The 26646-nt window shown below is 34.6% G+C and carries 27 protein-coding genes; 11 read left to right on the plus strand and 16 right to left on the minus strand.

The window, feature by feature from the left end:
• Positions 1–10: 10 nt before the first annotated feature.
• The 9 genes from BM371_RS17730 to BM371_RS17770 form a co-directional block, all read right to left on the minus strand.
• A complete protein-coding gene (locus BM371_RS17730; RefSeq protein ID WP_034679050.1) occupies positions 11–1657 on the minus strand; it encodes a tetratricopeptide repeat protein in 1647 nt (548 codons plus the stop codon).
• Between the two features lie 99 nt (positions 1658–1756).
• The gene (locus tag BM371_RS17735; protein WP_034679047.1) at positions 1757–2632 is read right to left on the minus strand and encodes a PstS family phosphate ABC transporter substrate-binding protein; all 876 of its coding nucleotides are present in this window, start codon (positions 2630–2632) and stop codon (positions 1757–1759) included.
• Complete coding sequence (locus BM371_RS17740; protein WP_228376805.1) at positions 2625–2822, minus strand: C4-dicarboxylate ABC transporter; 198 nt, start codon at positions 2820–2822, stop codon at positions 2625–2627. The genes BM371_RS17735 and BM371_RS17740 overlap by 8 nt, the downstream gene beginning before the upstream one ends.
• 71 nt (positions 2823–2893) lie before the next feature.
• Positions 2894–3739, minus strand: coding sequence for an energy transducer TonB (locus tag BM371_RS17745; RefSeq protein ID WP_034679042.1), 846 nt, complete (start codon positions 3737–3739; stop codon positions 2894–2896).
• Between the two features lie 24 nt (positions 3740–3763).
• On the minus strand, positions 3764–4333 hold the full coding sequence (locus tag BM371_RS17750) for an ExbD/TolR family protein (RefSeq protein ID WP_034679041.1): 570 nt from the start codon (positions 4331–4333) through the stop codon (positions 3764–3766).
• Between the two features lie 12 nt (positions 4334–4345).
• The gene (locus BM371_RS17755; RefSeq protein WP_034679040.1) at positions 4346–4957 is read right to left on the minus strand and encodes an ExbD/TolR family protein; all 612 of its coding nucleotides are present in this window, start codon (positions 4955–4957) and stop codon (positions 4346–4348) included.
• 62 nt (positions 4958–5019) lie between these two features.
• Positions 5020–5883 (minus strand): MotA/TolQ/ExbB proton channel family protein, encoded by an 864-nt coding sequence (locus tag BM371_RS17760; protein ID WP_034679039.1) that lies wholly within the window; start codon positions 5881–5883, stop codon positions 5020–5022.
• A 239-nt stretch (positions 5884–6122) separates the two neighbouring features.
• Complete coding sequence (gene leuS / locus BM371_RS17765) at positions 6123–8936, minus strand: leucine--tRNA ligase (protein WP_034679038.1); 2814 nt, start codon at positions 8934–8936, stop codon at positions 6123–6125.
• Between the two features lie 181 nt (positions 8937–9117).
• Positions 9118–9585 (minus strand): lipocalin family protein, encoded by a 468-nt coding sequence (locus tag BM371_RS17770; RefSeq protein WP_034679036.1) that lies wholly within the window; start codon positions 9583–9585, stop codon positions 9118–9120.
• 200 nt (positions 9586–9785) lie between these two features.
• Between BM371_RS17770 and BM371_RS17775 the strand changes: the two genes are divergently transcribed.
• The 3 genes from BM371_RS17775 to BM371_RS17785 are packed head-to-tail and all read left to right on the plus strand — an operon-like array spanning position 9786 to position 12169.
• A complete protein-coding gene (locus BM371_RS17775) occupies positions 9786–10763 on the plus strand; it encodes an acyltransferase family protein (RefSeq protein ID WP_051883015.1) in 978 nt (325 codons plus the stop codon).
• 21 nt (positions 10764–10784) lie between these two features.
• Positions 10785–11543: a glycosyltransferase family 2 protein gene (locus BM371_RS17780; RefSeq protein WP_034679034.1), complete on the plus strand. Its 759-nt coding sequence runs from the start codon at positions 10785–10787 to the stop codon at positions 11541–11543.
• On the plus strand, positions 11543–12169 hold the full coding sequence (locus BM371_RS17785; RefSeq protein WP_034679033.1) for a hypothetical protein: 627 nt from the start codon (positions 11543–11545) through the stop codon (positions 12167–12169). The genes BM371_RS17780 and BM371_RS17785 overlap by 1 nt, the downstream gene beginning before the upstream one ends.
• Here the strand turns inward: BM371_RS17785 and BM371_RS17790 are convergent.
• The 6 genes from BM371_RS17790 to BM371_RS17815 form a co-directional block, all read right to left on the minus strand.
• On the minus strand, positions 12161–13399 hold the full coding sequence (locus BM371_RS17790) for a 3-deoxy-D-manno-octulosonic acid transferase (protein ID WP_034679031.1): 1239 nt from the start codon (positions 13397–13399) through the stop codon (positions 12161–12163). The genes BM371_RS17785 and BM371_RS17790 overlap by 9 nt on opposite strands.
• Positions 13399–13914 (minus strand): hypothetical protein, encoded by a 516-nt coding sequence (locus BM371_RS17795; RefSeq protein WP_034679030.1) that lies wholly within the window; start codon positions 13912–13914, stop codon positions 13399–13401. The genes BM371_RS17790 and BM371_RS17795 overlap by 1 nt, the downstream gene beginning before the upstream one ends.
• Positions 13915–13929: 15 nt before the next feature.
• Positions 13930–14397: a DUF1648 domain-containing protein gene (locus BM371_RS17800; RefSeq protein WP_051883013.1), complete on the minus strand. Its 468-nt coding sequence runs from the start codon at positions 14395–14397 to the stop codon at positions 13930–13932.
• A 6-nt stretch (positions 14398–14403) separates the two neighbouring features.
• Positions 14404–15120, minus strand: coding sequence for a C40 family peptidase (locus tag BM371_RS17805; RefSeq protein WP_034679029.1), 717 nt, complete (start codon positions 15118–15120; stop codon positions 14404–14406).
• An 80-nt stretch (positions 15121–15200) separates the two neighbouring features.
• Positions 15201–15848 (minus strand): O-methyltransferase, encoded by a 648-nt coding sequence (locus tag BM371_RS17810; protein WP_034679028.1) that lies wholly within the window; start codon positions 15846–15848, stop codon positions 15201–15203.
• A gap of 365 nt (positions 15849–16213) precedes the next feature.
• Positions 16214–17047 carry an OmpA family protein gene (locus tag BM371_RS17815; RefSeq protein WP_034679025.1) on the minus strand — a complete coding sequence of 278 codons (834 nt, stop codon included), beginning with the start codon at positions 17045–17047 and terminating at the stop codon, positions 16214–16216.
• Positions 17048–17097: 50 nt separating this feature from the next.
• Between BM371_RS17815 and tilS the strand changes: the two genes are divergently transcribed.
• The 7 genes from tilS (at position 17098) to BM371_RS17850 (ending at position 25212) form a co-directional block, all read left to right on the plus strand.
• Positions 17098–18459, plus strand: a complete 1362-nt coding sequence (gene tilS, locus BM371_RS17820; protein WP_228376804.1) for a tRNA lysidine(34) synthetase TilS — start codon at positions 17098–17100, stop codon at positions 18457–18459.
• Between the two features lies 1 nt (position 18460).
• Positions 18461–20527 carry a protein-disulfide reductase DsbD family protein gene (locus BM371_RS17825; RefSeq protein WP_034679019.1) on the plus strand — a complete coding sequence of 689 codons (2067 nt, stop codon included), beginning with the start codon at positions 18461–18463 and terminating at the stop codon, positions 20525–20527.
• Positions 20528–20670: 143 nt separating this feature from the next.
• Positions 20671–22236: a T9SS type A sorting domain-containing protein gene (locus BM371_RS17830; RefSeq protein ID WP_051883011.1), complete on the plus strand. Its 1566-nt coding sequence runs from the start codon at positions 20671–20673 to the stop codon at positions 22234–22236.
• Positions 22237–22428: 192 nt separating this feature from the next.
• The gene (locus tag BM371_RS17835) at positions 22429–22959 is read left to right on the plus strand and encodes an ExbD/TolR family protein (protein WP_034679017.1); all 531 of its coding nucleotides are present in this window, start codon (positions 22429–22431) and stop codon (positions 22957–22959) included.
• A gap of 62 nt (positions 22960–23021) precedes the next feature.
• Positions 23022–23552 (plus strand): hypothetical protein, encoded by a 531-nt coding sequence (locus tag BM371_RS17840; protein ID WP_034679014.1) that lies wholly within the window; start codon positions 23022–23024, stop codon positions 23550–23552.
• An 11-nt stretch (positions 23553–23563) separates the two neighbouring features.
• Positions 23564–24346 carry an alpha/beta fold hydrolase gene (locus BM371_RS17845; protein ID WP_034679011.1) on the plus strand — a complete coding sequence of 261 codons (783 nt, stop codon included), beginning with the start codon at positions 23564–23566 and terminating at the stop codon, positions 24344–24346.
• 62 nt (positions 24347–24408) lie between these two features.
• Complete coding sequence (locus BM371_RS17850; RefSeq protein ID WP_034679008.1) at positions 24409–25212, plus strand: patatin-like phospholipase family protein; 804 nt, start codon at positions 24409–24411, stop codon at positions 25210–25212.
• Positions 25213–25218: 6 nt separating this feature from the next.
• On the opposite strand, the gene BM371_RS17855 is transcribed toward BM371_RS17850, so the two are convergent.
• A complete protein-coding gene (locus BM371_RS17855; protein WP_034679284.1) occupies positions 25219–26223 on the minus strand; it encodes a DHH family phosphoesterase in 1005 nt (334 codons plus the stop codon).
• Positions 26224–26445: 222 nt separating this feature from the next.
• Here BM371_RS17855 and rpmH point away from each other — a divergent pair, with 222 nt between their 5' ends.
• A complete protein-coding gene (rpmH, locus tag BM371_RS17860) occupies positions 26446–26604 on the plus strand; it encodes a 50S ribosomal protein L34 (protein WP_034679005.1) in 159 nt (52 codons plus the stop codon).
• Positions 26605–26646: the final 42 nt, after the last annotated feature.

Here is a 26646-nt window from a genome sequence, read left to right on the forward strand (position 1 = left end):
AAATTTTAAATTACTTGTTAATCTCTGCACTTAGTTTTACAGCGTCCTGATAAGAAGGATCAAGTTGCAATGATTTAGCAACATAATCTTTTGCTTTTGCCAAATCTTTATCTTTTTCAAGATATGCAACCGCAAAGTATGCATAAGCAAGAGTCTGTTTATTAGCTTCTACTTCTGCCGGCTTTACCGTAGAAATAAATTTCTCGTAAGAAATTTTAGCCGCATCATTATTCCCGGCTTGTTGGTATGCATAACCTTGACTGTAATATGCTGGTGCCCAATCAGGAAGAAGTGCGCTCATTTTACCCCATGTAAGGATTGCACCATTCCAGTTTTTAGCATCCTGATAAGCATTTGCCAACTTGTAAAGCGCATCAGAATCCTGTGCGTTTGCAGCTACTTGCTTCTTAGCAGCTTCAATTTCAGGAGTAGTTGGCCCTGCATCTACTGAAGCCTGAGAAGCTCCTCCACCATTGATTTTAGCCAACTCCATGTCCCACTTCAAAGTCTCATCTTTTGCTGCTTTAGCCAATGCTACTTTCTGTTGAGATTCTGCTTGTAAAGCTGATTTTTTAGCAGCGTCCGTTTCAGTTTTTGCTAAACCTGCTGCAATTAATCCCATCAATCCCTGATCAGCCGGTTGAACTCTAGATTTTTCAGCTTTTGATACGAAAGAATCCATGTTTTGTTTAGCTTCAGCATATTGTCCGTCTGCATAATTTACATAAGCTCTTAATTTAAATTTGATCGGATCATCAATTTTATCAAAAATCTTATCTAAAATTGCTTTTGAATTTGCATAATCTTCATTAGTGAAATATAATTTTGCAATCTCTAACTGCGTATATGGATCTTCATCAGCATATTTTGTATAGTTGATCAAATCCTGAGTTGCTTTTGCATTTTCCTGATATTTGATATCATAGGCTGCTAAAGCTTTATATGCAGGAGCATAAGTTGCATCGGTAGCAATTGCTTTATCAATACTTGTTTTAGCTTGTTGCCATTGTTGAGCAGCCATCCATAAAGTTCCGATTCTCGTGTGAACAGAAGCTTTATTTTTAGCTAAAGGCAAAGCTTTATCATAAGCCGTCATTGCATCACCAGGAATTCTCTTTAATCTGTAAGCATCTCCTAAAGTATAGTAATAATATGCAGGAACTTCTTTCTTAGCTCTTTCTACAGCTTTATTTAAATATTGAATTGCTAAATCAGGTGAGTTGTTTTTCTCGAATAAAGTTAATGCTTCAGCAGCTCTGTACAGAACTTCTGCATCTTTTTCTCTTGAATCTGTAACAATCTTCTGAATTTCAGCAATCGCCGATTTATCACCTTTTCCAAGTTTTACAGCCGCTAAACCAATTTGATTTAAATAACTTTTTTTATCGGCCGCTAAACCTTTATTGAAATTTTCTGAAGCCTGGGCAAAATCCGGCTCACCTTGTCTCAAAAATGTATTCCCTAGGTAGAAATAGTTTTCTGCTGTAGGTTCTTTTGCAATCATTGAAGAAAAGTTGGTCTTAGCAGCAGCAAATTTATCACTGTCTATGCTGTTAATACCATCCTGCAACGTCTGAGCAAAAGCAAAATTGGTAAAAAATACCACTGATGCACCTAAAGCAATCTTCTTTACATTCATAATCATTATATCTTTCATTATTATTTTAAAACTTGTATTAAAAAACGAATTACAATTACACAATTTTCAGACCAAAATAATGCATTTAAATTGTATAAAAGGTAATATTAAGATTTTTTAACGCATTTGAACTTCGCGTCTGTAGATGTTATATGGCTGAAGCCCCTCTTTTTCGACAATCATCTGACCCAGTTGTGTACAAGAATATCGAATGAACCCATTAGCAATGTTAAAATTTCCTTCATTTGTTAAGAAATAAAGAACTCTTGTAAAAGGATATTTCATTTCTCTCAATCCATCAGTATTCGGATAATATGATTTTCCATTGGTGGTGACTGGAAGAATTTTAATCATTTCTCTTAACTTTTCCATTTCTTTATCGTAAGGACGGCTAATTGTATTCAAGCCGATAACGCCAATTTTATTGGGATATTTATTCAATTCTTCAATAACATTTATACTTCCCGGAATAATAGAAAATTTAAGATCACGAGGTTCTTTCTTAAGTTTTTGAGCTACAAAGTTCAGATTACTGGAATTGGTTCCATCAAAAACAAAATTCTTATCATCAGACTGCAATCCTGCTGTTATTTCTTCCATTGTAATGCTCGTCTTTACTGAATTTTTCGGAACAAAAAATACCACTGCGTCAGCTGCAAATTTAGCAGGCAGATATTTTAAATCAACTTGTTTTTCGTAAAGTTTAATTTCTTCAGGAGACAATTCTTTAGACATCACCGCAATTCTCGCTTTGTCATTAAGCAAATCTATAAAGCCTAAATCTTCCTTCTTTGCCATAACTTTTATTTTAGTATCAGGATAGCTTATCATATATCCTTCTGCCAAAGCTTCTGTTACACTTTTAAATGATTCATCCGTTAAAATTGTCATTTCTCCTTTATGATAAGATGGCGATTTTTCTTCTTTTTTTGAGCAAGCAACAGCTAATATCAAGAATAGAAATAGTACCAATACTGGTTTTAGTTTATTCATTGTCTCCTTTGTTTTTAATTTTTGAAACTGCTCTCCAGATTCTGAAAAAACCATAAAGCATTACAAGCCCACCCAACGGATAAGCAACAGTAGGTTCCAAAACGGTAAAAAAGAATTTGTAAACAATAATTACAATTCCGAGAATAATATAGAATAATCCTGTGACTAAGGATAACCAATTGAACATCATACAACAAAAATATTAAAAAAAATAAAAAAGAGAAGCATAAGCCTCTCTTTTTTAATTATTATTAAAATAAATTAACCTTCGAAATTCATTGTTAAAGGTAGTCTGAAACGCAAACGTACAGGCTGGCCATTGATTTTCCCTGGTGTCCATTTATTTTTAATTGATTTTACAGTTCTAACAGCTTCTGCATTAAAATCAGAATTTTTGCCATTAGCTTTTACGTCTGTAATAGATCCATCTCTTTCAACAACGAAAGTAATTTCAGTTTTTACAGTTCCTTCATCACCACTCATTGCAGAACCATCAAAATTATTAGAAATTTTAGTTCTGAATGCGTTAATTCCGCCAGGGAATTCCGCATTTTGTTCTACTTCATTGTAGATCTGAGTATCACTCACCTGAGGCTTAACTTCAGCTGTTGAAGCCTTAGTACCTGTTGATGGTGGTGGCGGTGGTGGTGTATAAGCCGGAGCTTTAACACCTTCCTGATTCTGCAAACCAGTAGTTGTTTCTAACTGCTTAGAAATCGGCGGCGGTGGAGTCTCAATTTTCGGAGCTTTCACCGGTTCCGGAACTACATTCTGGATAACTTCTATTTTCTCTTCCTCTTTTGGAGGTGGTGGTGGTGGAGGTGGTTCTTCTTCTTTTGGCTCTTCAATAATTTTATCTTCCTGCAATACATCTTTCAAATCCAACTGAACTTCCTGCTTTTCAGGAGCATTCATGTTTTTAATTGTAAGATAGATAAACGGAGATAAAGCAGCCACCAAGAATAGAGATGTTCCAATGATAAAAGATTTTGTCAGTAATCTAGGATACTGATGTCTGATATCATATGCACCATATTCTTTATTTCTATTTTCAAATACAATCTCGTCTAAAGTAAGATTCTGACTGTACACATTTTCATCTGCCATTGTAATTCAATATTAATGGTTAAATTACTTTGTTGCAGGAGCAGCACCAGCTGGATTTCCTACTTTCTTGTCATAGATTGCTTTTTCCCAAGGCTTCAGATCGGTAACACCGTACTGCTCACTTTTGGTAATAGCCATTTCGTCAAGAATATCTACAAAGTTCTTATACACTGCATCGTCAGTCGGTTTGATAATTACTGTAAACTTAGTTTTATCTGCCGCATTAGCTTTTGCTTGCTCGATTACTTTTCTGATTCCTTCTCTGTCAAAATTAGTTTCGTTCAGATTTTGGTCAGTCAGAGAAGTATTATCTTGCTGATGCCAAAAAATTCTGTTATCCTTTCCTAATAATAGAGAAATTGAATTTGAAAGTTTAATTTCTGTCGGAGGTGGTTTTGGAGTATTTTCTTTCGGTTTAGCCGGAAGACCCAAATCCATAACATTCGGTTTAGAGAATGTGGTTGTGAACATAAAGAAGGTAATCAATAGAAAACCCAAGTCCACCATCGGAGTCATATCAACTCTGGTACTCTGTTTCTTGGAACGTACCTTGCCGCCTTTGGCGCCTTTTTCCTGTACTTGTACTTCTGCCATTTCTAATCGATATTATTCGTTAGGTTTACCTTCTTGTGATGTAATCAACCAAAATTTAAGAAAATCAATATCTCTTAAACCCTCAAATAAACTTTTAACTTTAGGGTACTCCGTAGTAACGTCACCTTTGATTGCTAATTTGTAATCAGGATTAACGCTAAGACTCTGCTCTACCCAGTCAACTAATTGTTTATTAGTACTATCCATAGGAATCCCTGTAGGACTCTTATAATTCTTTCGCTCATCTTCTGACAGGTTAAGAAAGCTCTTTAGCTGTGCCATAGGAACACCAACTGCCTGAACTCTTTGGAATGCTGCAATTTCGTTTGGAGAAAAAGCAGGAAGATTATACTTCTCACCCATTTTTTTAAGAAGATCTACTCTTTCTGAAGCATTGTCTACTGGCTGAAAATAAAATTTTCCGTCCGGCGTAGCATTAATAGTCATTAAACTTGCATCAGGGAGTAATTTTTCTGATATTGAAGATGGCGGTTTGATCTGCTCCACATCAGGTTTTTTGAACTGTGTGGTCAAGATAAAGAACGTAAGTAATAGGAATGCAACGTCACACATTGCCGTCATATCCGTAATTACTCCGTGTCTTTTTGGTTTGACTCTCGCCATTATTTTATAATTTTTTAATTAAACTTCTTTCTAAATAATGCAAATATCTTGCTACAAAATTCTTAGTTGAATTCTGCGAAAGACTGCTGGATGCTCATAGCGATCTCATCGATCTTATAAGTTAATCCATCAATTTTAGAAGTAAAGAAGTTGTAAAGCATAATCGCAATTGCAGAAGTACCAATACCTAAAGCCGTGTTGATCAATGCTTCAGAGATACCTGTAGAAAGTGCAGCAGCATCAGGAGTACCACCACCAGAACCTAAAGCAAAGAATGCCTTGATCATCCCGATTACCGTTCCAAGTAGAGCGATTAGGGTAGCAACTGTACCTAAAGTAGAAAGAATCATCATGTTTTTCTCTAACATTGGCATCTCAAGAGTTGTAGCTTCTTCGATAGCTTTGTTAAGAGCAACCATTTTTTGTTCTTTGTTCAATGTAGTATCATGAGATAACGCTTTGTAAGTCGTAAGACCTTCTTTTACTACGTTACCAACAGAACCTTCTTGTCTGTCACACTCTTCAAGAGCTTCGTCAACTTTGTTTTGGTTTAGTAAGCTTCTTACTTTTACAACGAAGTTGTCTAAGTTTCCTTTTCCTGCAGCTTTGCTAAGGATGAAATATCTTTCGAAAGAGAAAACGATTACAGTAATCATGAAAGTAATCAAGATTGGTACGATAACCCCTCCTTTGTAGATAATTCCTAAAAACGAATCTGGGTGAATGTCTTTCCCTTCAACACTTGAAAAAGCAACTGATCCAGAACCTAATTTTTCTGCATCTTTAAAGTTCCCCGGACTACCAAGAACGAATAAATAAATACAAATACCTATTGCCAATAGAATAGGGATAATTACAGCTGGATTAAGACCTCCTGCTTTTTTAGCAACTACTTGCTCATCATTTTTTGAAACATTCATTTCCATATTTAACTAAATTATATTGTTTTAAAATTTTAGAGTTTGTAAAATAAAGGCAAAAATAATTAAAATACAAGAGTATGAGAAAACATTTTATCTTTTTTTCAAAGGTTTAATACACCTCAATTCTAAAAATGCAAATATTTCCAGATATTTTATCAATTATTTCAAATTTTGAAAAATACATTTAAAATTTAAAAAAATTACATATGTTTTTTTTATAATTTACCAATGTTAAATTTCTTTTAAATTACAATATTTACAATTTTTTTTGGCACAACTATGATTTTTTTCGGAGTTTTCCCCTCCAAAATCTGTCCCATTTTGTCATCCTGAAGCACTGAATCTTCAACTTCCTTTGGAGATAATGTTGACGGAAGGGAAATTTTAAATTTCATCTTGCCATTTACACTTACAGGATACAAAATTTCATCTTCTATCAGATAATCTTCGTTCAGCAAAGGGAATTTTTCAAATTCTATTGTCTCATTATGACCTAATTTACTCCAAAGCTCTTCACAGATGTGCGGAGCATACGGAGAGATGATAACGGCAAGAGGTTCTAAAATATTGCGTTTGTTACATTTTATTTTCTGCAACTCATTTACAGCAATCATAAATGAAGATACAGATGTATTGAAAGAGAAGTTTTCGATGTCGTAAACTACCTTCTTTATTAATGTATGCAAAACTTTATATTCTGCTTTTGTCGGCTCTTCTTCCGATACTTCAAAAACCTCACCATTAAAATATAAATTCCAGAATTTTTTCAGGAAACCGTAAACTCCGCTAAGACCTTGCGTGTTCCATGGCTTAGATTGTTCTAATGGACCTAAGAACATTTCATACAATCTTAAACCGTCTGCTCCGTATTCTTCACAGATATCATCAGGATTTACAACATTGTATTTTGACTTGGACATTTTTTCTACTTCACGACCTGTGATGTATTTTCCGTCTTCTAAAATAAATTCTGCATCAGCATAATCCGGTCTCCAAGCTTTGAAAGCTTCTGTGTCTAATTCGTCAGAAGTTCCTTTTAATAAAGATACATCAACGTGGATTGCCTGAGTCTGATACTCTTTTGCTAGATTTTTTGATACATATTGATTTGTACCGTCAATTCTATATACAAAAGCACTCATTCCCAAAATCATCCCTTGATTGATCAACTTTTGGAAAGGCTCATCATTATTAATATATCCTCTGTCTTTTAAGAACATATTCCAGAAACGGGAATATAATAAGTGACCGGTCGCGTGCTCGCTACCACCGATATATAAATCAACCTGACCCCAATAATTTGAAGCCTCTGGTGAGGCAAACATTTTATCATTTTTCGGATCCATATACCTAAGGAAATACCAAGAACTTCCTGCCCAACCCGGCATTGTAGATAATTCTAATGGGAAAATTGTTTTTTCGTCAATTAAATTGGTATCAACAATTTTCTGATTCGCTTCGTCCCAAGCAAACGATTTTGCATTTCCTAATGGCGGATCTCCGTCTTCAGTCGGCAAATATTTTTCAACTTCAGGAAGTTCCAGAGGCAGTGCGGAAGTCGGCAACGTATAAGGCATTCCATCTTTATAATAGATAGGAACTGGTTCTCCCCAATATCTTTGTCTTGAAAAAATTGCATCACGCTGTCTGTAATTCGTTGTTCCGTGGCCGATCCCCTTCTTTTCTATGGCATCAATAATTAATACTTTTGCTTCATTATAATTTAAGCCGTTTAAGAAATCAGAATTTACACAAACAGAATCTTTAGAATCAAAAGATTTTTCCTGAACGTCCTCGTCTGTTTCTACAACTTTTTTAATTTCTAAATTAAATTTCTTCGCAAATCTGTGATCACGCTCATCGTGTGCAGGAACAGCCATTACAGCTCCCGTTCCGTAACCCATCAAAACATAATCTGAAATATAGATCGGCATCTTTTCATTGCTGAAAGGATTGATCGCGTAACTTCCCGTGAAAGCACCGGAAACGTTTTTCACGTCAGACATTCTGTCTCTTTCGGTTTTTTTGGAAGTTTCTTCAATATAAGTATCTACCTCAGCTTTTTGTTCGGCTGTAGTAATTGTTTCCACTAAAGGGTTTTCCGGAGCCAACACCATAAACGTTGCTCCAAAAATTGTATCAGGTCTTGTGGTGAAAACCTCAACGGTTTCGTCGTGACCATCAACATTGAATTTCACTTGTGCTCCCTGAGATTTTCCGATCCAGTATTCCTGAGAATCTTTCAAAGGTTGTGGCCAGTCCAAAGTTTTTAAACCTTGCAACAATCTTTCAGAGTATGCAGAAATTCTCATGCTCCACTGCATCATTTTCTTTTGGAAAACAGGAAAACCTCCTCTTTCTGATTTTCCGTCCTTCACTTCATCGTTCGCCAACACTGTTCCTAAAGCAGGACACCAGTTTACAGTCGTTTCTGCTCTGTACGCTAAACGGTAATTTAATAAAATATCTTCTTTATCAATCTCAGAAGCATTTTTCCATTCTTCTGCGGTGAAATTTAATTCATCGTTTTGATTGGCATTTAAATCTGCTGTTCCTTTTTCTTCAAAATGTTTGATTAAAGTAGAAATCGATTCTGCCTTGTCTGTATTTTTATTATACCAAGAATGAAACAATTCAATAAAAATCCATTGGGTCCATTTATAATAGGAAGCATCGGAAGTTCTCACTTCTCTGCTCCAGTCGAAAGAGAAACCGATTTTTCTTAATTGCTCCTCGTATCTATTAATGTTTTGCTCAGTAGTAATCGCAGGATGTTGTCCTGTCTGAATTGCATACTGTTCAGCAGGAAGCCCGAAACTATCGTAACCAACCGGGTGAAGCACATTAAAACCTTGATTTCTTTTGTATCTTGCATAAATATCGGAAGCAATATATCCAAGCGGGTGACCTACGTGAAGTCCTGCTCCGGAAGGATACGGAAACATATCGAGAACATAAAATTTCGGTTTGTCTGTGTTATTGGAAGTCTTGTACGTTTGATTGTCTTCCCAGTATTTCTGCCACTTTTTTTCTATCTGCTGATGATCGTAAAACACTTTTTTATAGATATTAGATGTTAGTAATTAGACCTTAGATTTAAAATTCCAATTCTAATTTTCACAAAAATAATGAATTTATAAGAAATGGAAATTGAATTTCAAATTAAATATATGCGATACTTATAAACAAAAAATCTCATCTTACGATGAGATTATATATTAAAGCAATACTGAATTATTATTGAGCTATTCTTTTGAATGTATAAGTTGTAGACTTATAAACTGTAGGATCCGTTGTATCTTCAATTTTAAGATTCAATGTCTGAGCATCCAGTAAAGTCACTTTACCTTTATCTGCAACAACAGTTCCCTGATATTTGATCTCTATATTTTTTTCAGAAGCATTATATACGTAAGAGAAATTACGTTCAGAAATTGTGCTGCACGTAGGAGTAGATCCAGCCATATCTTTATTGGTTCTTTTCCCGGAAAGATTTTCGTTAAAAACCCATCTCGACTCTTTCTGACAATCTGTGTAAACAATTTCATCAGATACCCCCGTTCCGTCTACCTCAACTTCGGTAATCACCTCTTTAGTCGGAGACCATGTTCCTACAAGAGGAAACACCTGTTCCGGAGCGTCGTCGTCGTTACATCCTGTAAAAGCTAATAATGATAATCCTGCAATTAATGCTAATTTCTTCATAGATCAAATTTTTCAAGGCTTAAAATTATGATTTATTTATATTATTAAACATATTTTTTGAAGAAATATTATAAAAATTTATTATCTCATATCTTTTTGCCTTTACAAATGCTTTAAATGACGTTGATTTAACAAATATTCAAGCAACGGAAATACACTGTATTCTGTAAAAAAAACTATTTTTGCACAAAACACGACAAATGCAAGACATCACGAAAAATAATTTCGACTTCCTCCGAGTTCTATTGGCTTTTATTGTTTTCTTAGGACACTTAGGCGCTTTAAGTGCTTCTACTGAACTAAAATTTCTTCAACACAGCCCTGTTGAAATTGCAGTTTTCGGATTTTTTGTTGTCAGCGGATTTTTGATTGCAAGAAGTTATGAAAGATCCTCAAGCCTTAAAAGCTACGTAAAGAAAAGAATAAAAAGAATTGTTCCTGCTTATTTATTGGTCATTTTCCTGTGTGCGATATTGCTGAGCTTGGTGAGTACTTATTCTCTTACCGATTATTTCGCCAATACACAGGTCTATAAATATCTTTTCTGGAATTCTTTATTTCTAAATTTCAAAGCACCCTGGCTTCCCGGAGTTTTCGGAAATCAGGCGGTGAATGGTGCACTCTGGACTCTGAAAATAGAAATGTGCTATTATTTCTGTGTGCCTTTGCTGTTTTTATTATTCGGAAAAAACAATAAATACAGAAACGTCAGTTTAATCATTCTCTACTTTTTATCACTTGCTTATCTTAATTATTTTGAATCAGTAGGTAAAATTTCAATGGCAAAACAGCTTCCCGGAACACTATCTTATTTTATCCCGGGAATGTTGATCTATTTTAATTTTGATAAATTTATTAAACATAAAAATTCACTGTTTATCATCGCTGTTTTAACGGTCTGGATCGATTTATTCATCAACATCCAGCTATTTTCCCCAATGATGATCGGGATTATTGTATTGTATATTGCTTATTCTTTGAAATTTTTAAATAATTTCGGGAAATATGGAGACTTCACATACGGGATTTATATTTTTCACTTTCCCATTATCAGAACATTTACCACTTTAGGATTATTTGAAGATTACAATCCTTACTTGATGGCGTTCTTCTGTATGCTGATTGTCATCGCAGTCGGGGTGAGTTCATGGCATTTTTATGAGAAAAGATTTTTATAATTTTAATGTAATTTAATCATAATGAAAGATCTTGTTTCCATCATTACGCCATCTTATAACTCTGCTGAATTTATTGAGGAAACGATACAGTCTGTCCTTAACCAAACCTATGAAAACTGGGAATGGATTATCTCCGACGATCGCTCAGAAGACAATACAGTTGAAATTATAAAAAAATATAATGATCCGCGAATAAAACTACAGGTTCTCGAGAAGAACGGCGGCGCAGGAAATGCCCGTAACAAAAGCCTTGAGAGAGCTCAGGGAAGATATATTTCATTCCTGGACTCTGATGATCTCTGGTATCCGGAATATCTTGAAACAATGACCTGTTTTATGCAGAAAAACAATGCAGAATTGGTATATTGCAACTATTCAAGATGTGACGAATATACGATGGAGCCAATTTTAAAAGATTTTGAAGCAGATAAAATCGTAACGTTTTCCAATTTGCTTAAAACCTGCAGACTTGCTCCTGTTTCTACCATTTACGACACCAAAAGAGTGGGGAAATTTTACTTTCCTATAAAAAGCAAACGTGAAGATCATGTGATGTGGCTGAATTTATTAAAAGAGATTCCTAAAGGTTATCCTCTTAAAAAGACAATGGCAAAATACAGAATGCGTAAAAACAGTGTTTCCAGAAAGAAAAAAAATATCATTAAAGATCAATATCTTGTGTATAAAGATTTCATGGGGTTTTCTACTGTAAAATCTTTATATTACACAGCAAACTGGGCACTGAACGGATTTATGAAATATTCTAAAATATTTAATTAATGGAGTATTCTAAAGAATTTAAAGCAGCTTTAAGCCAACTTTCAAATATTGAAAAAGACCGGTTAATTTTCAGGCTACTGAAAAAAGACAAAATTCTTTCTAAAAAATTGTATTTCGAATTAATCGATGAAGAAACTACCGATCAGAAACGTGACCAGATGGAAGAAATCGTGAAGGAGAAAGTAGAATATGCTGCAAAATATATTAGCAATCAAAAATATTTCGTTGTTCTGATTCGCAAGATCAGTGCAGAAATTACAGAACATGTAAAGGTAACAACCGATAAATTCGGTGATGTTTCTTTGAATTTATTTTTAATTAATCAGATTTTAGAATACAACGATAAACTGAGCAGACAGAGATTCAATGACATTTATAAACTTTACCTCTATATCATCAATAAAATTGTAAAAGCTTTAGCGTTAACTAAAAAACTCGATGAAGATTACTGGATGGAAATAGACGAACTTCTTTCAACCGTACATGAAAAAGTAACCAGCAATATTTATCTCGAAAAACTTTTCATTAATAATGGAATCGATTTTAATTGGTTTAATGTCGAAAGAATTCCTGATCATTTTGACCTGATTATTAAGGATATTAAAAGTCAGGGATTTTTAAAGTGACAAAATCTTACTAATAATCAATTCGGTAGAGTTCGGCTGTTTTTCAACAAATCCAGCCGCGTTTTCAGACATTTCTTTGAGCAAATTCTCATCCTTAACTAAATTTAAAACAAATCTGGCTGCAGAATTTTCATCTTCAAAAGACGCCCCTCCTTTTGCAACAATCAGATCATCTGCTTCCGGATTTTTTTTGTAATGATTTCCGAAAATTACAGGAACACCGAAAGTTGCTGCTTCCAGAATATTATGAAGTCCCGCATCGTGAAAACCGCCACCGACAACAGCAATACCACCATAAGAATAAAGCTTGGAGAGCAATCCTATACTATCAATAATTAAGGTTTGAGAGTCTGAGAGTTTGAGAGTTTGAGCGTTTTTCAATTCACTGTACAACAACGCTTCAGGGAAAATTTCTTTTAAATGCTCTACTCTTTTTAAGTCGTGAGGAGCGATGACTATTTTTAAATCTTCATTATTTTCAGAAATAATTTTTGCAATTTTTTCTTCAGCCTGCCAAGAACTTCCAAAAACAATCACTTTTTTTCCGCCAATAAATTCTTCAATAAAATCAACATGATTATTTCTAAGCTTAAGTTGTTTTACCCTGTCAAATCGGGTATCTCCGGTTACCGAAGAATTTAGTAGACCAATACTTTTAGCCAAAACATATGAATGATGCGTCTGATGAAAAAACCAGGTCATATTTTTTTTCAGTTGTTCTACAAACCATCTTCCGTAGCTTGTGAAGAAAGATTGGCTTTCATAAAACAATGCCGAGATCACAAAAGTTTTTACATTCTGATTTTTAAGTTCTGCTAAAAGATTGTACCAGTAATCGTATTTTACCGTGAAAAACAATTCGCAGTTAAATTGAGAAACAAATTCTTTTATAGTATTCTTTTTATCGAAAGGGAGATAACAAACAGCGTCTGCAATATGTTTTTTCTTTGCGACATTTTCATAACCCGATGGCGAAAAAAAGGTAATCAGAATTTTATGATCCGGGAAATTTTCTTTGAGTTTTTCTAAAACAGGAAGCCCCTGTTCATATTCTCCCAGACTGGCAGCATGCATCCATAAAACCTTGTCAGATTTTGAAAATGCAGATTTTACAATATTTAAGGATTGCTTTCTTCCTTCAACGCCCTTTTTAGTTTTATCATGAAACAACGATAAAACTTGCATTCCGAACATGAGAAGATGCACAAATATAGAATATAAAAAAGTCATCAATTTTTCATTAAACCTCTAAAAAACTGAACTCCACCGAAGATCACCGCTCCGTAAGCAATAAAACCACCCTTTCCGCTTGCGAGAGAAGCTAAAGTAATGGCAAGTCCGCCAACAAACCAAAGTCCGCCATAAAGAATATCTTTATTGGCCTGTTTTTTTTCAAAAACTTCTCTTTGGAATGCCTGATCTCTTCTTAGTTTTTCAAGCTTTTTGTTTTCTTCGGTAACTGTTTCAGAAAACTGTGGTAATGAGTTATGGTATTCCTGATAATTTTCTACATTTTTACTTTCAAAAAATTCAGCTTCGAGTTGATCAATCGGCTTTCCCTGAGCTACAGCAAATGCTGTAATCAGTTTTTCAATTTCTTCATTGATCTGAATTCCTCTCCTTTTGATTTCAGAATATGCTAAAATTACTGTTTCTTCTGTATAATATTGCCAGCTCACCAAAATTTCCGACAGCTGGAAACTTTTTGAATTTGAAATCTGAGCTAATGTTTTTGTGGTTTTCATGTTTAGTTTTAAAAATTATCTATATACGTAAGCTGCAATTATCGCAGCCATGACACTTAAAAAAATAAAAGGTATAAATATTAAAATAGGAACTCTTGCTTTTGACTCCGCATTAAAGCTATAACGAAACGTATAATCCTGAATATTTAAAAATAATAATAAAATAAAGAATAAAAGCCCTTTCATCAGAAGAATCATAATGAAAAACTGAGCAGATGAATTGACATCCGTAATCTCAACCGGGAAATTACCTGTCTCAGGAAATTTGCTGATAAAAATAAAAGCAATATAGAAGATTGCTGATAAAACCGGTAATAAAAAAGCAAATCGCTTTTTACCAAAATGATCCGGTTTTCCTTCAAAATCAAAGTGAGTCGGGATTTTTTCGGGAAGCTTTTTATATATTTTCAAAGTGTAGATCCACAATAGCAGAACTAAAATCAAATTCAGTACATCAAATACGCTAAAAATTACGCTTCCCATAGAAATTTATAAAATGCTTTTAATGACTCTTAATTTATGCGTGTGCTTATTCAATTCTTTATTAAAAATTCCCGAAGAATCAAGCGTATCAATTCTTACTTTCCCTGAAGCATGAATGATCTTTTGGTTTTCGAGCATAATTCCTACGTGAATAATTTTTCCTTCAGAATTTTCGAAAAAAGCTAAATCACCGGGTTGGCTTTCTTCGACAAAAGTTAAAGCTTCACCAACTTCTGCTTGCTGATAAGTATCCCGCGGCATTTTCACATGATGAATTTTGTAAACCAATTGCACAAAACCGGAGCAATCTACCGCAAAAAAACTTTTCCCACCCCACAAATAAGGAATGTTCAAAAATTCTTTCGCTGTTAAAGCAATACTTTCTCTCACATCATGACTACGTCTTGATGCAACGGCAGGAAATTCAACTTCAGAACCCATTGAAAGAAGTGTTTTTCCATCATTGGTCATTATCGAAGAAAAGTCTTCTGTAATTAAGGTTACTTTTCTGTTGGCAAGATATTCGTCGGTTACCGGCTTGATCTGTTTGGTATCCATCCAGCCTTCGTATCCGTCGTAGTGCATTTTTATTTTAGTCCAGTTTTTATTCACTTCCAGAATATCTGCACTTTCGCCAAACAAAATTTCGGTAACGATTTCTGCCTTATCTGAATTTTCAGCACGAACAGGTGCAACGGTCACGACACAAATTCCTTTATTCATTTATATTTTCAATTATAGATTAGGGTTGAGGCTTAGGTTGACAAAATAACGCTGTAAAATCTTGACCATCCAACCTCAAATTACTTCCTTCTCAGGAAATTTACTCCGTCTCGCAAAGGTAAAATAAGATTTTCAAAATCTTCATCTTTTGCCACCAAATCATTAAGCTCCTTGATAACCTGAGTAGATTTCTGTTTCGGGTTTTCATCTAACACCTTTCCATACCATAAGACATTATCAAACATTACGACAGAACCCGATTTTGTTTTAGGTTTAATCAATCTGAAATATTCTGCATAATTTTCTTTATCGGCATCAATAAAAACCAGATCAAAAACCTCATCCGTATTTCTTAAAAACTCTTTTGCATCCTGGATCTTGAAATTAATTTGGTTTGAATATTCACTTTCAGAAAAATATTTCCTTGGCAAATAAGCAAGATCCTCGTTTACATCAAGTGTTGTAATTTTTCCTTCCGATGATAATCCTTCCGCTAAACAGAGTGTGGCATAACCTGTAAACGTTCCGATTTCCAGAACATTTTTTGGCTGCATCATCTGAGCAACTATGGTTAAAAGCCTTCCCTGCTGATAACCGGAAATCATGTGTGGCTGAGTCGTCTTCTGAAAAGTTTCCCTTCTCAATTTTTTTAGAATTTCAGGCTCTGATGAGGCATGATTTTCTAAATACCTATCCATTTCAGGATTTTTTTCTTCAAAAAAGCTCATTATTTTTTATTTGTTCAAATTTAATTAAAATAAATCGGTGCGCTCAATGAAAATCGAAACACAAATGAAAATTACCGTAAAAACACGGATTGTTTACATCACCATTCCCAGTTACCTTTGCATCACTGCTTTAAAAAAACGAGGTAAATACTATTATGGAGACGAAAATAAATTTATCCGCTGCGAAAGGAATCCAAAAAAACACAAAAACTTCTCCTTCCGCAACAAACACTACCCGAAATAGCAAACGCAGTCAATTTTTAAAACAGATTATACAGCTTTTGAAAAAAGAAGATGTAGTCTGAAAAAAACACAAAAAAATTCCGATAATTACTTATCGGAATTTTATTTTGGAGCTTAATTCTTTATTTCTTTTCTTTAATATCCATCAACTTCATGAATTCATCCAGCTTAGGCATAATGATGATTTCCGTTCTTCTGTTCTCTGCTCTTCCCGAAACGCTCATGTTTGTCGCTTTAGGATTATACTCAGAACGGCCACCTGCAGTGATTCTTGAAGGATCAACTCCGAACTGTGACTGTAAAACTTTCGCTACGGCAGTACCTCTCAATGCAGAAAGATCCCAGTTGTCTCTCGGAAGATTAGAGGAACTTAAAGGTGCATTATCTGTGTTACCTTCAATGAGTACAGAATATTTGTCGTAATCGTTGATTACTTTAGCTACTTTACCCAAAACTTCCTGAGCAGCCGGCAAAACATTGTAATCACCTGTTTTGTAAAGCATATTATCTGATAATGAAATCATTACCACTCCTTTAAGAACTTTCACCTGAACATCCTGATCCGCAACATTATCCAAAGATCTTTTCAGTTTGTTTGATAAAGCTAAATTCAAGCTGTCATTCTTAGCATTTGCTGAAATAAGCTGTTTGATATAAGAGTTTGAAGCATTGATCTCTCCAACCAATTTATCAATATTTGCAGAGCTTTTCCCCGTATTTGAAAGACATGCATCCAAAGATGATTTCAAAGCATCATGCTGACTTTTCAAAAGGTTGTTTTCTGCTGTCAACGTAGAATTCTGACCTTTCAGATCCTGAATCTCACGCTGTCTTTCGCCAATATTTTCAATACACTGTTTGTAGTTGCCACTAAGAGCATCATACTGTTTTTTACTTACACAAGATGTCATTCCCAACACCACTGCCGAAGCCATTAAAATTTTAAAAATCTTCATAAATAAACTTTTTAAACGATCTCAAAGGTAACAAAATTCATTTTAATAATATGGTTTATCTTTGTACAAAAGAAATTCTAAGCATGACGCTTTCACGATCCGCTTTCGAAAAACAGCTTCAAAACCTCACCCAATTATCTGACAACCAAACTTATCTTTTGGCGGTAAGCGGCGGTGCAGATTCTATGGTTTTAGCATATCTGTTTAATGAATTACGGGATTTTGGATACCAATTTCAGGTTGCGCACATTAATTATAAACTTCGTGGGGAAGATTCGGATTCGGATCAGAAAGTAGTGGAAGATTTTTGCGAAAAAAATAATATTAAATTTCATTTATATGAAGTTTCGAAGAAAGATGAAAAGCCTGAAAATTCTATTCAGCTTTGGGCAAGAGAACTTCGTTACCGGTTTTTTAAAGAGATTCAGGGAAAAGAGAATTTAAATTTTCTGGTGACAGCTCATCATCTGAACGACCAATTAGAAACTTTTATCATCAATCTTTCAAAAGCTTCCGGAATAAATGGTTTAAGTGGAATTCCGGCAAATGAAAATAATATTCTTCGACCTTTACTAAATTTTTCAAAAGAAGAAATTTACAGATTTGCAGAGGAAAACAAAATTGATTTCCGGGAAGATCTTTCCAATAAAAAAAATGATTACCTGAGAAATAAAATCAGAAATGAAATCGTCCCGAAACTTTCGGAGACCAACGAACAGTTTTTAGAAAATTTCAGAAAAAGCATTTCGTATTTAAGTCAGACTAAAGATTTTGTTCATCATCAAATTCAAGAAATTGAAAAAAATATTTTAATTGAATCTGAAGAAAACACTATTTTAAATAAAGAAAAACTGAATCATAAAACTGAATTTATTCAATTTGAAATTTTAAAAAAATACGGATTCAATCAACCCGGAGAAATTCAGAAAATCTTCATTGCTGAAACCGGAAGTATATTTTATTCAAAAGAATATAAATTAATCATCAACAGAAACGAATTGATTTTCATTGAATTAAATCCCAACATTAAAATTCAGGAAGAAATCGTTTTAACCAATACCACAGAATCGCATCAAAATCACTTTAGCATCGACATTTCGCAGTCCATTGAGCTCATCGAAGAAATCAATAAAGACTTCAATTGGGAATTTGATGCCGAAAAAATCACGCATCCGCTAAAACTTCGCACCAAAAAAGAAGGAGACTTATTCTACCCGAATGATTTTTCGGGGAAAAAGAAAGTTTCTAAGTTTTTTAAGGACGAAAAATTGTCTATTTTAGCGAAGCAAAAAATCTGGCTGCTAAGTGACGGAGACGATAATGTTTTAGGCATAATTCCGTTCAGGCAAGACAGACGATACGCAAAAGATGAGAAAACCCAAAAAGTTCTCACAATTTTTAATCGAAAGTAAAATGAAATTTAAAAGCTGGTTTTTACTGATTCTATTGTTTTTGGCAACAGGAATCAATGCACAAATCAAAAATCCCGTAAAATTCAAATTCGCAGTCAACGATCTTGGCAATAATCAGTACGAAGCCGTTCTGAACGCAACACTGGAAAGCGGATGGCACATTTATTCAAGAGATATTCCGGAAGATACAGGAATTCCTACAGAATATGTGGTTTCGGGGAAAAACATTGAACTGATCGGAAAATTTCAGGAAATAGGGAAAAAGCATGAAGAATTTTCTGAAGCTTTTGGAGGAACCATTATTTATTATTCAAATTCCGCAGGTTTTAAGCAAAAATTCAAACTAAAAGATCCTACAAAACTAGGAGATGTTGTTGCAGAAATCACCTACCAAACTTGTGATGACCGGGTTTGTCTTGCTCCGAATACTTTAGAATTCAATAAAACAGTTACTCCGAATGGAACCGCAGAAACTGCAATTGATGAAAAAATAGAGCCGGCAAAAGATTCTGTAAAAACCACTGAAACACTAGTTGAAAATCCTGCAAAAGGAGAAATTACTGTTACAGACGCCCCAAAACTTGACCCGAAACAATTAAAAATTGCTTCTATTGATATTGCAAAACCTTTGACAGATTGCGGAACAGGCTCATCAAAAATCGATGAAAATTATTGGACGTATCTTTTATTGGGTTTCCTTGGGGGGTTAATTGCTTTGCTGACTCCATGCGTTTTCCCGATGATCCCGTTGACGGTTTCTTTCTTTACAAAAGGAAATAAAAACCCGGCAAAAGGAAAAAGAGATGCACTGATTTACGGATTTTTCATTCTTTTAATCTTTGTTTTATTGAGTGTTCCTTTCCATTTAATTGACGGAATTGCAGGAAATATTTTTAATGAAATTTCTACGAATGTTTGGTTGAATATTGTATTCTTCATCATCTTTATCTTCTTCGCAGGAAGTTTCTTCGGATATTACGATATTACTTTGCCAAGTTCGATTGCCAACAAATCTTCAAAAGCTGAAGAAGCAGGCGGAATGATCGGTATTTTCTTCATGGCTTTAACTTTAGTAATCGTTTCTTTCTCTTGTACAGGACCTATTTTGGGAAGTTTATTGGGAAGCGCCATTACAGGTTCGGCAAACGTTCCGATGCTGTTGACATTTGCTTTAGGAGGTTTTGGTTTAGCTTGGGCAATTGTATTCGGTTTACTGGCCTTATTCCCGCAAGCATTACAAAGTCTTCCGAAATCAGGAGGTTGGATGAATACCGTAAAAGTTGTTTTAGGTTTTGTAGAATTGGCTTTGGCTTTAAAATTCTTATCAAAAGCAGATTTGGTTTCTAAAACATTCTTAATTAAAAGAGAATTATTCATCGCAATATGGATTGTGGTTGCTATCGGATTGGTTATTTATTTATTCGGATTAATAAGATTTCCACATGATGATAAGAAGCCTAAAATTTCTCTAACAAGAAAAATCATTGGTGTTTTAGGAATTGGATTTATTGTTTATTTGATTCAGGGAATAATTCCTGCCGAAAGACCAAAACTGCAATTGTTAAGCGGAATTTTGCCTCCACTAAATGTAAGTTATTTCCATGACGAAAAAGACGGAATTCTGGGAATGCACCCTGAACATGATTTCTTCGCTGCCATCGAATTGGCAAAAAAAGAGAAAAAACCGATCTTAATAGACTTCACAGGTTATGGTTGCGAAAACTGCCGTAAAATGGAAGAGTTTGTATGGAGCGAACCGGATATTTTACCAATTCTTCAAAACGATGTTGTTCTTGCTTCACTTTATGTAGATGACAAAGAAGAACTTCCTGAAGATCAAAAAACCAAAATTGATCTGGGAGACGGACAGGTGAAAAAAGTAAAAACAATCGGTGACAGATGGAGTTTATTCCAGACTGCTAATTTTAATAATAATTCTCAGCCGCATTATGTTCTTTTAACTCCGGACGGAAAAGTAATTAACACACCGGTTTCCGGATATATGGAAAAAGAGAAATTCAAAAAATTCTTAGAATGTGGTGTAAATTACTTCAAGAATAATAAATAGAAGTTCAAGATATATTTAAAGACTCATACTGAAAAGTGTGAGTCTTCTTGTTTTTCATCAGATCCTATGTAAAAGTTTAATTATTCATTAAAATTTGAATAATTTTATTTAATTTTGAATAATCCACACCAAACCAAATGCTTATGAAATATTTCAAATCTATTCTTTTAATTTTTTCCTTTTCTTTCATTGCCAAAGCTCAGGCTCCAACCATCGAATGGCAAAAATCTTTTGGCGGGTCAAATAGTGAAATTGCAAAATCTATTGTGCAAACACCAGATGGAGGATATATTACTGCAGGATATTCAAAATCTTCTGATGGAAATGCAACGTTTAATCACGGAGATAATGATTTCTGGATTGTGAAAATGGATGCTTTAGGAATTCTTCAGTGGCAAAAATCTCTTGGCGGATCTGGTGATGATCAGGCAAACTCAATTTCTTTAACCTCGGACGGAGGATATATTCTTGCCGGATCTACCACTTCATCCAACGGTGATATTACACTTAACAAAGGATTTGCCGATTACTGGATTGTAAAACTGAATGCACTAGGAAATATAGAATGGCAAAAGACTTATGGAGGTGCATATCAGGATATAGCAAAATCTGTGAAACAGACAACTGACGGTGGCTATATTGTAACGGGAAATACGAGCTCAAATGATGGAGACGTTAGCGGAAATCACAGTCTGTACCTTAATGATTATTGGGTTATAAAATTGGACACTTCGGGAAATTTACAATGGCAAAAAGCTCTTGGCGGATCTGGTGAAGAATTTGCTTACGACATTAAGCAAACTACTGACGGAGGATATATCATCGCTGGAGAAACCAGCTCCCAAAGCAGCGGAGATATTTCCGGCGCTTATTTAGGGGTAAAAGATTCCTGGATTGTAAAACTGGGAGCAACCGGTAATATCATGTGGGAAAAACGTTTCGGAGGTATCGGAAACGATATTACCTATTCCGTAGCGCAGACTTTAGACGGCGGTTATATAGCATCCGGGACAACGACTTCAAATATCGGAAACAGTACCTATAATGGACAAGGAGATTTCTGGATCCTAAAACTTGATGCTGCAGGAAACCTGCAATGGCAAAATGCAATGGGCAGCCTTACCTATGACCAAGCGTATTCAGTAGCTCAAACTCCGGACGGAAATTATGTAGCAACAGGCTACATTTCTTCAAATACGGGAATTGTTGAATCTGGACTCCAAAATGGCACGAACTTCTGGATTGTGAAACTGGATAATTCAGGAACTCTGCTATGGAATAAAGTTCTGGGCGGAGATGGACATGAGACAGCGTGGAGCATTATTCCAACCACAGATGGAGGTTTAGCTGCTGCAGGACATTCGAGCACAAATCCTGACAGCGGAGACGTTACCGGCAATTATGGTCAATCAGATTTTTGGATTGTAAAGCTAAGTGGTTCTAAAGAGTTAGGAATCAATGAAAGTAATGTTCCTGAAAAACCGGAAATATATCCCAATCCTGCAAAAGATATTGTTCGCATCAATCATCTTCCCAGAGAAAGTACAGTGGCTATTTTTGACACCGCAGGAAGAAAGATTTTCAGTAAAAAATATTCTGAAACAAACATTTCTATTGATGTTTCAGCATTTATAGACGGAATGTATACTCTTCAGATTGACAGTGAAGAAAAAAATATTCTTTCTAAAAAATTGCTCATTAAGAAATAATCCAGGCTCTTAAAATATCATAAAAGCTTGTGAGAATACAATCGTCATAAGCTTTTTTTGCATTTCCAAATCAATAAAATCAAAATTTCTCAAACAATTCCATAATTAGGTATAAACTTTGCATAGAATCATTTTACAATGAATTAATAATTCATTAAATCTGAAAATTTGTTCAATACTAAAAACTGAATTATGGCTGAAGTTATCACAAACGAAAAACAAGGCGGAAAATCCCGTCAGAGTAAAAAAAGAATCGGTATCGACATGACCCCAATGGTTGACCTAGGATTTTTATTGATTACCTTTTTTATGTTTACCACCAATTTTACCAAACCCAACGTCATGGATTTAGGCTTGCCTGCAAAAGATCCAAATCCTACCCGCACTGATAATATTGTAATTGACCAACGTAACCAAATTACATTTATCATCGGAGAAAACAACAGAATTTTTTATCATCAGAGCAACGAAAAAGAGTTAACAGAAGCCGGTTTAAAGGAAACAGATTACAACGGCATGAATGTTTCCAAGATCATTTCACAAGCTTACGCCAAAGCTCCGAAAAAAGAGATATTCACAGTCATTGTAAAACCAACTGACGATTCGAATTACAAAAATTTCGTAGATATGATGGATAATATTTCGATTGCCAAAAAAGAACGATACGGAATTGCCGAAGTCAAACCATGGGAAAAGAAAGTTTACGAAAACGTAATAAAATAAAACCTCAGAGCATTTTTATAATGCTCTTTTTTTATATAAATTTGAGCATAAAATTTCTACCCATGATGAAAAACATCTTCATTTTATTCGGAATTGCAATTCTGAGTTTTTCCTGCTCAAAGAAAGAAACCACAAGCACAGACAAAAAATCCGACAGCGTAAAAATTGCAGACTCAATAAATGCTGTAACGACAAAAATAAACGACAGTATTAAAGCACTGAACAGCAAAAACCGCTTTAAAGATTTCAACGGAAGCCATAAATTCATTTACCAAAACGACAGTTCACCGAAATATTCCGGAACAATAGACTTTAAAAAAATTGAGGGAGAAAGAGATAATTACAATATTGCAGGAAGTATAAAATCCGGAAATAACTCTGTAAACATCAAAGGATTTGTACAGGTAGTTTCTGCCAAACACATGAATTTTACCGGAGAAATTACCCAAAAAATCTCTGTAAACGATAACGGAAAACCATACACCAGAAAAGGAACCAAAACATTTGCTTCTAAAGACGGCGGAAAAACATACAGACTTCAGGATATGGTAAATGGTTCAGGATTTGTAGATTACATCGATATTCAATATTAAAATCTAAAATTATGCTCAATTTTGAAAAAAAAGGTGACGGAAAAGAAACTTTGGTTCTGCTTCATGGTTTTATGGAAAATATTTCGATCTGGAGCGACCTCGAAAAACATCTTTCCAAAGATTTTACACTTTTAAAAATCGATCTTCCGGGACACGGACAATCTGACATTTTAGCTGAAGTCCACACCATGGAGATGATGGCAGAAGAAGTAAAAAAAGTTCTGGATCATCAAAATTTAAATACAATCCATTTGCTCGGACATTCGATGGGAGGCTATGTTTCACTGGCATTTGCCGAGAAATTTCCCGGATATTTAAAGAGTCTTACCTTATTTTTCTCCACTTATTTTCCTGATGATGCAGAAAAAAAAGAACAGCGTATCAAAAGTTACCGAATTATAAAAGATGCTTTTGCCCATTATGCAAGAGTCGGAGTTCCGAATTTATTTAATCCAAATGAAAGAGACGTTTTAGAAGGAAAAATAGAAACTGCTTTGGAAGTCGCTCTTTCAACCAATAATCTTGGAGCTTTAGCCTGTGTGAAAGGAATGGTGGAAAGAACCGACAAAAAACATATTTTAGAAACGTTAGAAGCTAAAATTTTGGTTCTTGCCGGGAAACACGACAATGCAGTAAAAACAGATATAACCATCAATAATCTTCCGGATCGCACCAACATCAAATCTTATGTTTTAGATTGCGGACACAATGGTCATTGGGAAAAACCTTCCATCTGTGCAGAAATCATCAATACCGAACTTTTGCATCACTTACCTAAAAAACTTTTACTTTAAACTTTAGGCAGAACGATATTCATGATTTGAAATTATTATCTTAGTAAGGCTTAAAATTCTAAATGGGCATATTCTCTTTCAAAAAAAAGAAACCTGTAATAGGACTCACACTTTCCGGAGGCGGAATGCGCGGAATCGCCCATATTGCTGTTCTCAAAGCCCTGGAAGAATATGACTTAAAGCCGGATATCATTTCAGGAACAAGCGCAGGATCCATTATCGGAGCATTTTATTCGTTTGGGAAAACTCCGGATGAAATGATGGACATTGTGAAAAACACCACCTTTTTTTCACGTTCTTATTTAAAATTATCCAAAAACGGAATTTTCAGTTCCAAATTTATCCTGAAGCTTTTCAACGACCATTTTCCCGAAGATGATTTTAAAGTTTTAAAAATACCGGTTTATGTTGCGGCAACAGAAATGACCCATGGTATCGTAGATTTTTTCTCTGAAGGTGAACTTTTCGGACCACTTTTAGCCTCATCGAGCGTACCCTTCGTTTTACCTCCCGTAAAAATTGGTGAGAAAATTTATGTTGACGGTGGAGTTTTAGACAATCTCCCGATAGAACCGATTATCGACAAATGCGATTTCCTTATCGGCTCACACGTAAATTCGATCAGCTATGACGGCTTGGAAAACATGAGTTTAATGAAAGAATTTGACCGCATTCTGCATTTAGCCATTGCAAAATCGGTTTATTCTAAAGCAAGTCATTGCGACATCTTTTTAGACCCGCCTAAAATGACAAAGTTCAGCTTATTTAAAAAGAATTTTCTTGACGAAATGTTTGCAGAAGTTTACGATTACACGTGTAAAGAATTAGAAAACAAAGGTTATAAAAAAGTGGCAGACAGACTGTAATCTTCATTATAAATTTTCTTCCGCAATTCTGCTTTTAAAAGTTTCAATTGTATCAGATAAAGATTCCATTGATTTTCCTCCCGCTGCATTGATATGACCTCCTCCATTGAAATATTTTCTCGAAAACTGATTCACATCTACATCATCTTTACTTCTGAAAGAAATTTTAATAAAATCTTCATAAAGATCTTCCATAAAGAAAGCCGCCATTCTTACCCCGACAATACTTAGCCCGTAGTTTACAAAACCTTCGGTATCACCTTTCTGGAAGCCGTATTCCTGAAGTTCTTTTCTCGTTAAATATAAAACAGCAACTTTACCATCATTCACCACTTCAATTCGTCCTAAAATTAAAGCCAGCAAATGTAAACGTGAAACCGTGTTCGTGTCCCATGTATTCGAAGTAATAATAGAAGGATCCGCACCTTTTTCAATTAAATTAGCAACAATTCTGTGCGTCGTCGCACTCGTAGAACGAAAACGGAAACCACCTGTATCGGTCATAATTCCTGTATAAAGACATTCGGCAATATCTTTATTGACCAGTTTCTCGTCATCCATCGCTTCAATAAAATGATAAATCATCTGACAAGTTGCCGGAATAATGGTATCTGAATACACAAAATCAAAATCTTCAGGTTGCTGATGATGATCGATAAGAATTTTTTTAGCTTTCGCTTTCATCAACCAGTCACCTAAAATTCCGATCCTTGCCGGAGAATTAAAATCAAGACAGAAAATAACATCTGCTTCATTAACTATATCAAAAGCAACTTTTCTTTTGTATTCGCCGATGATATTTTTCTTTGCTTCAGGCATCCATTTCAGGAATTTCGGAAAATCGTTGGGTACAACAACTTCTGCTTCCAGACCTTTAGCTTTTAAGTAATGTTTTAAACCTAAACTTGAGCCAATCGCATCTCCATCCGGATTATAATGGGTAAGAATAACAATTTTATTTTCCGGTACAAGAAGGGTATTGATTTCTAAAAGCTCTGCAGGTGTAAACATTTTCTTTAAATTTGAGTTTCCAAAGATAAAGTTTTTATACGTATTGCAGACTAATAATTGAGAAAGCAAAGGAAGGCTTTTGCAGAAAGGTTTTTTAATAATATACAGATAATTGCCATAAAATAATTTCAAAAAAAGACAAGTAACATTTGCACTTAATAAAAATATGCATATATTTGCAACCTGAAAATTAATAGATAATTACGACTTAAACATATAGTAATGAGCAAAAGAACATTCCAACCATCAGAAAGAAAGAAAAGAAACAAACACGGTTTCAGAGAAAGAATGTCTACACCAAACGGTAGAAGAGTTTTAGCTGCAAGAAGAGCTAAAGGAAGAAAAAGCTTAACAGTAAGTTCTGCAAGAGCTAAAAGATAATTCTTTAGTTACAATATACAAATCATGCTTGAAAAGTACTTT

Origin of the sequence: Chryseobacterium formosense (assembly GCF_900116415.1) — a bacterium.
GTDB lineage: Bacteria > Bacteroidota > Bacteroidia > Flavobacteriales > Weeksellaceae > Chryseobacterium > Chryseobacterium formosense.